Source organism: Lichenihabitans sp. Uapishka_5, from assembly GCF_033947565.1.
Lineage (GTDB): Bacteria > Pseudomonadota > Alphaproteobacteria > Rhizobiales > Beijerinckiaceae > Lichenihabitans.
Map to the genome: position 1 here is coordinate 32,068 of NZ_JARPVX010000028.1, position 12,416 is coordinate 44,483.

11 protein-coding genes are annotated in these 12,416 nt (G+C 68.8%); 7 read left to right on the forward strand and 4 right to left on the reverse strand.

Translation table 11 applies throughout. From position 1 onward, the window contains the following. Window positions 1-21: 21 nt before the first annotated feature. Window positions 22-633, reverse strand: coding sequence for a pyridoxamine 5'-phosphate oxidase (gene pdxH / locus P7D22_RS12020; RefSeq protein WP_319934479.1), 612 nt, complete (start codon window positions 631-633; stop codon window positions 22-24). A 64-nt stretch (window positions 634-697) separates the two neighbouring features. On the opposite strand from pdxH, the gene P7D22_RS12025 reads away from it, so the two are divergent. Continuing rightward, window positions 698-1,237, forward strand: coding sequence for an RT0821/Lpp0805 family surface protein (locus P7D22_RS12025; protein ID WP_319934480.1), 540 nt, complete (start codon window positions 698-700; stop codon window positions 1,235-1,237). 44 nt (window positions 1,238-1,281) lie between these two features. Next, a complete protein-coding gene (locus tag P7D22_RS12030) occupies window positions 1,282-2,235 on the forward strand; it encodes a DnaJ C-terminal domain-containing protein (protein WP_319934481.1) in 954 nt (317 codons plus the stop codon). A gap of 4 nt (window positions 2,236-2,239) precedes the next feature. Here P7D22_RS12030 and P7D22_RS12035 read toward each other — a convergent pair whose 3' ends face one another. Both P7D22_RS12035 and P7D22_RS12040 read right to left on the reverse strand, forming a co-directional pair. Next, window positions 2,240-3,133 (reverse strand): anti-sigma factor family protein, encoded by an 894-nt coding sequence (locus P7D22_RS12035; protein WP_319934482.1) that lies wholly within the window; start codon window positions 3,131-3,133, stop codon window positions 2,240-2,242. 12 nt (window positions 3,134-3,145) lie between these two features. Next, window positions 3,146-3,691 carry a sigma-70 family RNA polymerase sigma factor gene (locus tag P7D22_RS12040; protein ID WP_319934483.1) on the reverse strand — a complete coding sequence of 182 codons (546 nt, stop codon included), beginning with the start codon at window positions 3,689-3,691 and terminating at the stop codon, window positions 3,146-3,148. A 269-nt stretch (window positions 3,692-3,960) separates the two neighbouring features. On the opposite strand from P7D22_RS12040, the gene fabI reads away from it, so the two are divergent. The 5 genes from fabI (at window position 3,961) to P7D22_RS12065 (ending at window position 11,190) form a co-directional block, all read left to right on the forward strand. Further along, the gene (gene fabI / locus P7D22_RS12045; protein ID WP_319934484.1) at window positions 3,961-4,809 is read left to right on the forward strand and encodes an enoyl-ACP reductase FabI; all 849 of its coding nucleotides are present in this window, start codon (window positions 3,961-3,963) and stop codon (window positions 4,807-4,809) included. A gap of 28 nt (window positions 4,810-4,837) precedes the next feature. Then, on the forward strand, window positions 4,838-5,410 hold the full coding sequence (locus P7D22_RS12050; RefSeq protein ID WP_319934489.1) for a histidine phosphatase family protein: 573 nt from the start codon (window positions 4,838-4,840) through the stop codon (window positions 5,408-5,410). An 83-nt stretch (window positions 5,411-5,493) separates the two neighbouring features. Then, on the forward strand, window positions 5,494-6,039 hold the full coding sequence (locus P7D22_RS12055) for a hypothetical protein (protein ID WP_319934485.1): 546 nt from the start codon (window positions 5,494-5,496) through the stop codon (window positions 6,037-6,039). A 203-nt stretch (window positions 6,040-6,242) separates the two neighbouring features. Continuing rightward, complete coding sequence (locus P7D22_RS12060) at window positions 6,243-10,322, forward strand: Pls/PosA family non-ribosomal peptide synthetase (protein WP_319934486.1); 4,080 nt, start codon at window positions 6,243-6,245, stop codon at window positions 10,320-10,322. A 427-nt stretch (window positions 10,323-10,749) separates the two neighbouring features. Next, window positions 10,750-11,190: a PadR family transcriptional regulator gene (locus P7D22_RS12065; RefSeq protein WP_319934487.1), complete on the forward strand. Its 441-nt coding sequence runs from the start codon at window positions 10,750-10,752 to the stop codon at window positions 11,188-11,190. Between the two features lie 19 nt (window positions 11,191-11,209). On the opposite strand, the gene P7D22_RS12070 is transcribed toward P7D22_RS12065, so the two are convergent. After that, the coding region (locus P7D22_RS12070; RefSeq protein ID WP_319934488.1) for a hypothetical protein at window positions 11,210-12,416 on the reverse strand (1,207 nt) is incomplete at its 5' end.

The window sequence follows — 12,416 nt, forward strand, 5'->3', positions numbered from 1 at the left end:
TGACAGGATCGTGGCTTCAGTTCAAGGATTCAGTCGCTGCCGCGTCCAGCGCCCCGCGGCGTCGAAGTGGAACACCACCCGGTCGTGCAGCCGGTTCGGCTTGTCCTGCCAGAACTCCATCTGTTGTGGCGCGATGCGGAAGCCGTGCCAATTGGCCGGGCGGGGGATCGGCCCGTCGCCGAACTGCTTTTCGAGCGCCGTGACGCGATCCTCGAGGGCTTCCCGGCTTTCGAGCGGCCGCGACTGGGCGCTGGCGATGGCGCCGACGCGGCTGCGCGGGTGGCGACTGTTGAAATAAGCATCGGATTCGGCATCGCTGACGGCCGTCACAGGGCCGCGCGCCCGGATCTGCCGGTTCAGCGACTTCCAATAGAGCACCAGCGCCGCCTGCGGGGTGCCGGCCAGCTGCTCGCCCTTGGCGCTTTCGTCGTTGGTGTAGAACACGAAGCCCCGCGCATCGAAATCCTTCAGCAGCACCATGCGGACGTCCGGCAGGCCATCGGGGTCGACGGTCGCCAAGGCGATGGCGTTCGGATCGCGGGGCTCGCTCGCTTTCGCCTCGTCCATCCAGGCGCGCATCAGGCCGAAGGGATCGTCTGAAAGGGTGAAGTCACCGACGGTTAACGCATTCACGATAGCTCTCTCCTGTGTGTGAATTGACCCAGTCTGGTAGTGTGCGATGAAGGACAGGGCCACGATGTTTCAAGGTGCGACAGGGCGGCGCGCCCCCGGTTGGCGCCCTGTCGCCATCCTAGCGACGTTCTGTGCCTTTGGTCTCGGCGGTTGCTCGCTGGCGGTGCCGATGAGCGGCACGGTGGCCGACGAAACACCCACCGGCACCATCAAGCTGCCACAGGGCCACGCATCGCCATTCTCGTCCCAGATGGATGTCGAGGACGCGCGGCGGGCCAAGTCGGCCCTCGATACGGCCCTCGACCCGCAGGGCAACGGGGCGGCCGTGGCCTGGGAGAACCCGCGCTCCGGCGCCAAAGGGTCGTTCGTGCCGCTGGCCCAGGTCTACCCCAAGGGCGACGGCATCTGTCGACCCTTCTCGGCCCATGTGTCGATCAAGGGCGAGGCCGAAACCGTCGCGCAATCCACCGCCTGCCGCGTCAACAGTGGCGACTGGGTGGTGGGCCGTTTGACGGCGCCGCCCGATCGCGCTGCCGGCAAGGATGCCGGGGCCAGGAAGAGCGACAATCTTGCCGAGCGCGACACGGGCACCCAATTGAGGTAGCGACGAGCGGCGCCCAACGTCGGCGCCTGTGCCGGAAGTTCTGAATGCGCGATCCCTATTCCACGCTCGGCGTGTCCAAGTCCGCCAGCGCGGACGAGATCAAGAAGGCGTTTCGGCGTCTCGCCAAGCAGTTCCATCCCGACCAGAACAAGGATGTGAAGGCCAAGGAGCGGTTTGCCGAGATCAACCAGGCCTATGAGATCCTGGGCGAAGACGCGAAGCGCGGCCAGTTCGACCGCGGCGAAATTGACGGCGACGGCAAGCCGCGCGCCCAGGGCTTCGAAGGATTTGGCGGGCGGCGCGGCGGCGCGGGCGGCTTCGAGTTCGAGGCCGGTGGCAACCCGTTCGGCCGTGGCGGCGGGCGCGGGCCACAGGGGGGTGTCGACCCGGGCGATTTCTTCGCCGACCTGTTTGGCGGCGGCGGGCGCGGCGGGCGCCCTGGGGCGTCGTCGGCCCCGGTGCGGGGCGAGGACGTCAAGGCCGATGTCACGGTGACGCTGTCGGAAGCCGTTGCGGGCGCCCAGGCGCGCGTCACCCTGCCGACGGGACGCACCCTGGAGATCAAGGTGCCGGCCGGCATCGAGGATGGCAAGCAGATCCGCCTGAAGGGGCAGGGTCAGCCGTCGCCGACCGGTGGCGTGCCGGGCGACGCCCTGGTGACGGTGCGGATCGGCAAGCACAAGGTGTTTCAGGTCGATGGCCGCGACCTCAGGGTCGATCTGCCGGTGACACTCTACGAGGCCGTGCTGGGCGCCAAGGTCAACGTGCCGACGCTCGACGGCGCCATCGAACTCAGCCTGCCGCCCGGGGCCCGCAACGGCCGCACCCTGCGGTTGCGCGGCAAGGGGCTGCCGGCCGGTGGCGGGCAGGCGGCTGGCGATCTGCTGATTACCCCGCGTATCGTCCTGCCCGACGAGGCCGACGAAACGCTCGACGGGCTGATGCGCGGCTGGGAATCCGAGAAGCCCTATAATCCCAGAACCCATTTCGACGGCTGACCCTTCAGCCGTCGCCACCGGCATAAACGGCGCGGTAGAGCGCCGCCGCGTTGTCGCGCAGCCAGGAGCCTTCCTTGGATGTGACGAGGCCGAACCCCACGGGGCCGTCGAGCCAGGTCAGGGTCGGGCCGGGCAGCAGCGCGAAGCTGGTGTCGGACAGGTTCGGATTGTTGACCCCCGCCACCAAGAGGCTGAGCCGGTCACCGACCGCGTTCTCGTAGACCATCAGGGCGGCGGGGCCCTGGTCGGCCGGCACCACCCGGCCCCCTCGCAGCGTCCAGCCGAGCTTCGTCAAGTCCGGCACCCGGACCGGCACCGCGACATGGTGCCGAAACCAGGCCGCCAGGGCGCCAGCCGGCTGGTCGGTGATCTCGACCGGCCGGTCGGGGTCGACGCTGAAGGTGCGGTGGGCCTCGATCGTGCGCTCGGCCACACGCCGCATCTGCCCCATGCGCGGTGTGGCGGGCAGCCAGTTTTCGATCGCGGTCGGCAAGGCCGGCAGCAGCGAGGGCATCGCGGCACCGGCCAGAAAGGCCACGACGGCGACACCGATGGGTCTGAGCAGGCGACCGACGCCGGCCGGCCGCGCCGATGCGCCGACCGGGCGGGACGGCTTCGAGCGGGGCAGCCGGTTGTCCTGGATTGCGTCGCGGCTGTTGTTCGGGGCGCGGGCCCGTCCCGACGCGACCTGGCCGATCGTCAGCCACAGCGGCACCGGCTCGGAAGCCGCCCCTGCGAAAATCGTGCGGACCGCCTCGTTCTGGCGCCGCCACAGGTCGACCCGGGAGGCTTCCTCCGGAGTGACCTTGAGATAGGCATCGATCAGGGCCCGGCGCTCCGGGCTCACCTGTCCATCCACGAAGGCGTGAAGGTCGACGTCGCTGAAAGGCCGCATCATCGGGGTGTCGGATCACTTCACCAGACGGAGGTGGGAGGTCGTCCGGGCGCCGGCCACAGCCGGCTTGCCGCCCGACCAGCCCGCCTGGGCGCGCGCCAGATAGTCCCGCGCCCGCGCCACCCGGGTCGCCACCGTGGCGGCCGACAACCCAAGGCACTCGGCCACCTGGGCATAACTCATGCCTTCCAGCACCACGAGCAGGAGAGACTCCCGATATTCGACCGGGATGCTGCCGAGCAGCGCAACATCGCGACGCCCCGATTTCCAGGGCTGGCCCGTCGGTGTGGCGGCGTCGCTGGCGGAACCGATCCGCTGCTCGGCCCCGAGGTCGCGCACCTGGTCGCGATGCAGGCCCACCAGGATCGACACCAGCCACACATGGAGGCGGGTGCCGCGCCGGCCCTGGTCGCCGCCGAGCGCGCGCGTCAAGGTCGCCTGCACGAGGTCGTCCGCGACATCGACCAGATGATGGCGAACGAGCGCCCGCGCGAAGCGCCGGAGGCTAGGGGTCAGTCGCGCGAGCTCGTCCCGGTACCCGGCGTCGCAAATCGTCTCCATGGCACCGGCCCTCCCTCAAGGCGGTAACGCTTCATTAAGCATCATAAGCCAGCCCGGGGGCCGCGCCTATGCCGCCTGGCGGGCGGGCCCGTGTTTATTTGGCAGCTGCGGGCGTGCGGCCGTTCCGATCGACCGGGGCCGCCCCGCGTGGAGGAAATGGCCACGGGCCTGCCGCCGCTCTTTCCTTGCCGGTCCAGCATGGGATAAGACGGCGGCATGGTCCTGTGGCGCAGCGGACGCGGGGCTGCTCGAAAAGGTTTGGTGGGGTGATGGCGCAGGTGGAGAACGCGGCGATCGATTCGCCTGTGAGCGGCCTTCTCAAGGGCAAGCGCGGTCTCGTCATGGGCGTCGCCAACAGTCGCTCCATCGCCTGGGGGATCGCCCGCGCGGCCCATGAGGCCGGGGCGGAACTCGCCTTCACGTATCAGGGCGAGGCCCTGGAGAAGCGGGTGCGGCCGCTTGCCAAGGAGCTTGGCGCCACCGTGGTGGGCCATTGCGACGTCACCGATGCGGCCTCGCTCGACGCCGTCTTCGAGACCGTCAAGGCGCTCTGGGGCAAGATCGATTTCGTGGTGCATTGCATCGCCTTCTCGGACAAGGACGAGCTCACGGGGCGCTACGTCGAAACCTCCGAAGCCAATTTCACCAAGTCGCTGCTGATCTCCTGTTATTCCTTCACGGCCGTCGCCCAGCGGGCCGAAACCATGATGCCGGACGGCGGCGCCATGCTGACGCTGACCTATTACGGCGCCGAAAAATGGATGCCGCATTACAACGTCATGGGTGTCGCCAAGGCGGCCCTCGAGGCCAGCGTGCGCTATCTCGCGGCCGACCTCGGCGAGAAGAACATCCGCGTCAACGCCATCTCGGCCGGCCCGATCAAGACGCTGGCCGCCTCGGGCATCGGCGATTTCCGCTACATCCTGCGGTGGAATGAGTTGAACGCCCCGCTGCGCCGCACCGTGACGATCGAGGAGGTCGGCGAAAGCGCCGTCTTCATGTTGTCGCCCGCCTCGCGCGGCATCACGGGCGAGATCCTGCACGTCGATGCCGGCTACCACGTGGTCGGCATGAAGAACCCGGACGCCCCCGATATCTCCATCGTGGGGCAGGGCTGAGGCCGAGACCCGGCCGGACTTCTTCTTCATCCGGCACGGCGAAACCGACTGGAATCGCGAAGGCCGCCTGCAGGGTGGGCGCGACGTCCCGTTGAACGCCGTCGGTCGTGACCAGGCATCCGGCGCCGGCCGCATCCTCAAGGCCGTGCTGGCCGAACAAGGGCGGCGCCCCGATGCGTTGCGTTACCAGGCCTCTCCGCTCGGCCGCACCCGGGACACGATGGAGCGGGTGCGCGACGCGCTCGGCCTCGATCCTTCCGGCTACGACACCGACGCGCGGCTGCGCGAGATCGGCTTCGGCGACTGGGAAGGGCGCACCTGGGGAGAGCTGAAGGCCACGGTGCGGCCGCTGGTGAAAGAGCGGCAGCGCAATAAGTGGAGCTTCGTGCCGCCGGGCGGCGAAAGCTACGCCGGGCTGGCACAGCGGCTGCGGCCCTGGCTCGATGGGCTGCAAACCGGCGACGTGGTGGTGGGCCACGGGGGTGTGTGTCGCGCCTTGCTGCATCTTCTGGCCGGCAAGGCTGCCGCCGAGGCGCCGAATAGCGAGATCGTCCAAGGTCGCGTGCTGTGGTTTCGACGCGGCCGGGCCGAATGGTTCTGAACGGCCCGGGAACGATCGGGCCGCCCTGGCCGTCAGCCCTGGCGGGATGGGCAGCAAGCCTGGGTCTCGCGGGGAACAACGCCATGGACAGCAACGACCTTCAGGTGCGTGGGCGCAGTCTGGAAGACGCCTTCTTCACGCGGGAGAACGAACGGCTGCGGCTCGGCCTTCGGGCCGACCCTGCAGCCGCGACCGATCTTGGCCTCGCGGATGCGGGCGCGTTCGACCGGTTGCGCGACATGGACGTTGCCGGCGACACGGTCGCGGCCCTGACGCTGATCCCCGTCGTGGCGATCGCCTGGGCCGACGGCGACCTGCACGACAAGGAGCGTGCGGCCTTGTTGCAGGCCGCCGAGGCGGCCGGGATCGCGCCCGGCAGCGCCAGCCATGTTCTGCTCGAATCCTGGCTGGTCCGGCGCCCCGACCCGGAACTGTTCGAGCGCTGGAAAAGCTTCATCGTGGCGCTTTGCGCCGACATGCCGCCCCGTGCCGTGGAAGGGCTGCGGGCGGATCTGCTGCATCGCGCCCATGCGGTGGCAGACGCGGCGGGCGGCATCCTGGGCTTCGCCCGGGTGTCGGCACGGGAACGGGAGATCCTGATCGAACTGGAGCATGCCTTTCCGGCGTGATCCGCAAGGCGCCGGGTCGCATTCACGACCCATTCAGCGCCCCCGCGTCATGGCCATGACCAGATCGTCATGTTGAATGGCGACCGGGTTGACGAATCGGTGCGACATCACAGCTTCTCGGTTGAGGGTGTGCTCGGCCGACCGGATCGCGGCGGGGCACGGTGGCGCCGTCGTGAAGCGCTGTGGTGCGATCGTGGGGACCGATGGGGATTCAAGACAGGGTCGTGCTGGACCAGGCGGAAACTGTGGCGCCGGCCCCTGAGGGGACCGGGACCGCAGGGTTGGCGATCCTGCAGGGCCCGCAGCGGCCAGACCTGCTGCGTGACGAACTGCTCAGCGAGATTTTCGACGCCACGGTGGCGGCGCATGGCGGTAAGGTGGCGATCCGCTTCGGCGAGCGTGCCCTGACCTATGCCGAGGTGGATGCGGCCGCGACGGCTCTGGCGCGCGGCCTGGTGCGGCGGGGCATCGGGCCGAACCATGTCGTCGGCCTGTGGATGCCGCGCGGCGCCGACCTGCTGATCGGCCAGATCGCGGTGGCAAAGACTGGTGCCGCCTGGCTGCCCTTCGACGCCGATGCGCCGGTGGATCGCATCGCGGTATGTTTGGGCGATGCGGAAGCGGCCGTCGTCCTGACCGTCGACGCCTCGCGGACCAAGGCCGATGGCGCCTTTCCATGCCCCGCCCTGGTGGCGGCCGACCTCGTTGATGCCGCCGACCTGCGCCCGCTCGACCCGCGTGCCGCCGGTGCGACGCCGGCCCATCCGGCCTATCTGATCTACACTTCGGGCTCGACCGGCGTGCCGAAGGGCATCGTCATCACGGGCCGCAACATCTGCCATTACCTGCGCTCGGCCAACCTGCTCTACCACATCTCCTCCGAGGACGTGGTGTTCCAGGGCGCCTCGGTGGCGTTCGACCTGTCGATGGAGGAGATCTGGATCCCCTTCATGGTGGGGGCGACGTTGTTTGTCGCTTCGGCCGAAACGCTCGGCGAGGTCGATCGGCTGCCCGACCTGATGAACCACCAGGGCATCACGGTGCTGGACACCGTGCCGACGCTGTTGGCCATGCTGACCCGCGATGTGCCGAGCCTGCGGCTCATCATCCTGGGCGGCGAAGCCTGTCCGGCGGCGCTCGCGCAGCGCTGGTGGCAGCCCGGCCGCTCCATCTTCAACACTTATGGCCCGACCGAGAGCACCGTCGTGGCGACCGCCGCCGAAGTGCGACCCGACGAGGCCGTGACGATCGGCCGGCCGATCGCCAATTATACCTGCTACGTGGCCGACGAGGCGCTCGCCTTATGCGGGCCCGGGGTCGAGGGGGAACTGCTGATCGGCGGCCCCGGCATCGCGCGCGGCTACCTGAAGCGCGATGCCCTGACGGCCGAGAAATTCATCAAGAACCCCTATGGGGGCGACGGCCGCGATCCCGTCCTCTACCGCTCGGGCGACGCGGTGGTGCTCGATGCCCAGGGCAACATCGCCTTCCGGGGCCGCATCGACGACCAGGTGAAGATCCGCGGTTTCCGGGTCGAGCTGGGCGAGATCGAGGCGAAGCTGTCCGATCAACCCGGCATCGCGCAGGCCACAGCGGTGCTGCGCAGCGACGACGGCATCGACCAGTTGGTCGCCTTCCTGGTGCCGGTCGACGCCGCTTCGCTCGACCCCAAGCTGCTTCGTGAGGCCCTGAAGGCGGAACTGCCGCCCTATATGATCCCGGCCCGGTTCGAGATCGTAGAAACGCTGCCGCGCCTGCCGTCCGGCAAGGCCGATCGCAAGGCCCTGAAACTGTTGCCGTTGAGCCAGCGGGTCGTGACGGAAGCCCAGGAAGAGCCGCGGAGCGACACCGAGGCGGTGTTGCTCGCGGCGGCCCGGGGGGTGCTGCCGCCGCAGCCGATGCCCTTCGACGCCGATTTCTTCACCGACCTCGGCGGTCACTCGCTTCTGGCGGCCCGTTTCGTGTCGGCCGTGCGCCTGACGCCCCGGCTCGCCGGCCTGACGCTGCAGGATATGTACAGGGCTCGCTCGCTGCGGGCCATCGCGGCAGAGCTCGACACCCGCAACGCCGGTGGTGTCGCGGCGGCCCGCGACCTGTCCTTCACGCCGGCGCCGCTGCGCCGCCGCTTCTTCTGCGGCCTCGCCCAGGCGGCGGTGCTGCCGGTGATCTTGTGCCTGATGACCTTCCAGTGGCTCGGGGTGTTCATCAGCTACATGCTGTTATCGGGCAGCGACGCCACGCTGCTCGAGGAGGCCGCCTGGCTGGTCGGCATCTATATCGTGATCAACATCGCCACCGTCGTCATGGCGATCGCGGCCAAGTGGATCCTGCTCGGGCGCATGAAGCCCGGCGTGTACCCGCTTTGGGGCACCTATTATTTCCGCTGGTGGCTGGCGCAGCGCTTCGTGGCGCTGACGCATGGCAACTGGTTCCAGGGCTCGCCGTTGATGCCGTTGTTCCTGCGCAGCCTCGGCGCCAAGGTCGGGGCCGACGCCCAGATCGGCGGTATCGAGGTCGGCGCAGCCGACCTGCTGACCATCGGCGACGGCGTCAGCATCGGCAGCAAGGTCAATTTCAACAATGTCCGCGTCGAGGGGGCCAGCTTCATCGTCGGCACCATTGCGATCGGCAGCGACACCTACCTCGGCACCTCCTGCGTGATCGAGAACGACGTTGTCATCGGCGACGGCGCCGAACTGCTCGACCTGACGGCGCTGAGTTCCGGCACCCGGGTCGGTGCCGCCGAAATCTGGGACGGCTCGCCCGGTCGCAAGGTCGGCACGGTGGACCTCGGCGCCCTGCCGCCCCCCGCCGAGGCGTCCCGGTCGCATCGCGCCCTGCAGGGGGTCGCCTATGTGCTGGCGGTGCTGCTCATCCCGCCGCTCGGCCTACTGCCGATCTTCCCGGCCTTCTGGGCCTTCGACCAGATCGACGCCTGGCTGGCCATTCCGGAAGTGCAGCGCTGGGCCTATCTGGCGTCGCTGCCGCTGCTGGCCTGGCCGACTTCCTTTGTGCTGGTCATTCTCACGGTGGCCTTCGTCACGGCGATCCGCTGGATCGTGCTGCCGCGCGAACAGGAGGGCACCTACTCGACCTTCTCGTGGTTCTACTTCCGCAAGTGGGTCGTCAGCCTCACCTCCGACATCACGCTCGACACGCTCGGCTCATTGTCGGCCACGATCTATATGCGGATCTGGTATCGGCTGATGGGCGCCAAGATCGGCGACGACAGCGAGATTTCGACCAACCTCGGCAGCCGCTTCGACCTCGTCGAGATCGGCGACAAGTGCTTCATCGCTGATGAGGTGATGCTCGGCGACGAGGATGTGCGGCGCGGCTGGATGACCTTGAAGAAGGTCGTCACCGGCTCGCGTGTCTTCGTGGGCAACGACGGCGTGGTGCCGACCGGCGCCCGCATCCCCGAGGGGGCGCTGATCGGCATCAAATCGAAGCCGCCCGCCAACGAAATGATGCAGGTGGGCGACACCTGGTTCGGCACGCCGCCGATCCGCTTGCCGGTGCGCCAGCGCTTCGACACCGGCGAGTCGGTCTGGACCTACGAGCCGCCGCGCTGGAAGAAGCGCATGCGCGGCGTCATCGAGGCGATCCGCATCTCGCTGCCCACCATGCTGTTCATCGTCTTCGGCACCTGGGCCGTGGACGTCATCGGCCCGAAAATCCTCGACGAGGATTACACCGGCGCCTTCTGGACCTTCGTGGCGGTCGCGGTCGGCATGGCGTTTACGATGACCGGCATCACCATCGTGGCCAAGTGGCTCACCATGGGCCGCTATGGGCCGACCACCCAGCCGATGTGGTCGTGGTGGGCGCTGCGCACCGAAGCCGTCGGCGTGTTGTATTTCGTGCTGGCCGGTCGCCTGCTGCTCGACCATCTGCGCGGCACGCCGTTCCTGCCCTGGGTGTTGCGCTTGTTCGGCTGCCACATCGGCAAGGGCGTCTATATGGACATGACCGACATCACGGAATTCGACTGCGTGACGATCGGCGATCACGCCGCCATCAACGCCGTGGCGGCGCTGCAGACCCACCTTTACGAGGACCGGGTGATGAAGGTCGGCCGTGTCAATATCGGCACCGGCGTGACGATCGGTGGCGGCTCGACGGTCTTGTATGACACTCATGTGGGCGATCACGCCCGGCTCGGGCCGTTGACCCTGGTGATGAAGGGCGAGTCGATCCCGGCCAACACCGAATGGAACGGCGCCCCGGCCGAGCCGAAGGCGGTGGTGGTGAAAGCCCAGCCGCAGCAGGCCGCGGCCTAGCAGTCATCAGGGCCAAGTGGACACCGCTTGGCCCGGTCTCGCCGCCGACCAGCAGGGAAATGCGGGATCCGCCTATTCCAGGGGATCCGACCGCCAAGGCAACGCCACCGGTTTCGGCCGGGTGGACAAACGACGCCACGCAGAAAGCCCGGACCATTTAGTCCGGGCTTTTTCGTTTCCGGACCGGCGTTTTATCGCGCCACAGTCTCCTCTTGCAAAACGATATATCGATGCAAAGATATATCGCCACGGGATGGTCCCGGCAGAGGGTTCGACGATGCGCTTCAAACATTCCTTCTTCGGTCGCTGCGGCAGGCCGACCTTCATGGGCGATGAGGCCGATGCCCCGCGTGGCATGGGCCGTCGCGGTCGCGGCGGACCCTTCGGCCGGCACCGCGGTGGCCCGTTCGGCGGTCGGGGGCCGCGCATGTTCGACCCCGGTGCGCTTCGGCTGGTGGTGCTCGGCCTGATCGCCGAAGCGCCGCGGCATGGCTACGACATCATCAAGGCGCTGGAAGCGCGCTTCGCGGGCGCCTACAGCCCCAGCCCGGGCTCGATCTACCCGATGCTGCAGATGCTCGAGGAAGCCGACCTCGTCACCTCGGTGGCGGAAGGCAACAAGCGGCTGTTCACCATCACGGATGGGGGGCGCGGCTACCTGGCCGAGAACGCGGCGGAACTCGCCCGTGTCCAGGCACAGCTCGACGAAGCGTCGGGCGATATCCGACAATCGGCCCTGGCCGAAGAGGTCATGGCCTTACGGATGACGGTGTTCCGTCGCCTCCGGCATGGGGTGCTGTCACCCGATCAGGCCGATCAGGCCCGGCAGATCCTGCGCTCGGCCCGCGAGGCGCTCGACCGCCTGTGAGCCGGGTCGCCGTCGCGGCTCAGGGCTTGCTCCAGGTCGCCAGGGCGTCCGCGATGATGCGGTCGCCTGAGGCCCCTTTCTCGAAGGTGATCTTGGCCGGCTTGCCGTCCTCGAGCACCATCGGGATGTCGAACCAGCCGCGGCTGCGCATCGCCTCGACGTTGCGGGCCTCGGCTTCGCCGCGCGTCAGGCCGACCAGAAAGTAGTTGTTGGTGATCGTCACCGGCACGCCCACCAGCGGCTCTCCCGTGGCCGCATCCTCGCGCCGCATCTGGGGCACGTCGATCTGTTTGACGTTGCCCATCGGGCTGCCGGGGCCGGGCGTGAACTTGATGTCGATGGTGTGGGACGCCGGGAACTGCGCTTCCGTGTTCTTGCGGATCTCCATGGTCATCTGCATCTTGGCGTCCGGCACGTCGATGTCGGCCCGCACCGCGGTGGTGACCTTCTGGTCCTGGCCCGCATTGGCGCTCTCGACCCGCCATACCACCGAGCCGACGTAGGTGGTCACCTTTTCGGGCGTGTCGGGTGCCGCCACCAGCACGGCCGCCTTGTAGGACACCGGGATCATCTGGTCGTTGGCCGGCTGGGCAGCCGTGCCGGCGCTCGATGCCGACACCGGCAGCACCGCCTGGGCGGCGGAGCCGACGGGGGCGGGGGACGCCGGCACGGCAGGGGCCGTCGGCTGGGTTTCGGTGGCTTCGTCGTCGCCGCCCACGACGGTGCCGTCGGCGCGCTCGACGATCTTGCCCGGCGTGGCTTCGACCTGCGGCGGCGGGATGGGCGCGCGCACCAGTTCTTCCGGGCGGTCGCGCAGCTTCCAGGCCGTGAGGGCGATCACAACCACGGTCGCCAGCGCCGCCAGGGCCACGATCCAGATGCGGCCGTTGCGGGGTGCGCGGGTCGACTGGCGCGGCATGGCGGGCCGACCGGACTCGTCGCGGCTGCGGATGTCGCCCGTCGGGACCTCGTCCGCGGGTGGATCGATGGTCGGCGCGACGGCGACATCCGGCACCGCGGGCATCGGCTCGCTGAGGCTCGGTTCCACGACCGGCGCGGGATCGACCGACGGCACGAGCGCGCTCAGCGTCGGCGCGACCGGCAAGGGCACCGAAAGGGTTGGAGCCTCGACCACGGGCGGCGACGATGGCGGCGCGGCTGGCGCGTCCGGCCGGGCGCCAAGCGTCGCGGGCAGGATCGGGCGCGGCGTGAAGACGGGGCGGTCC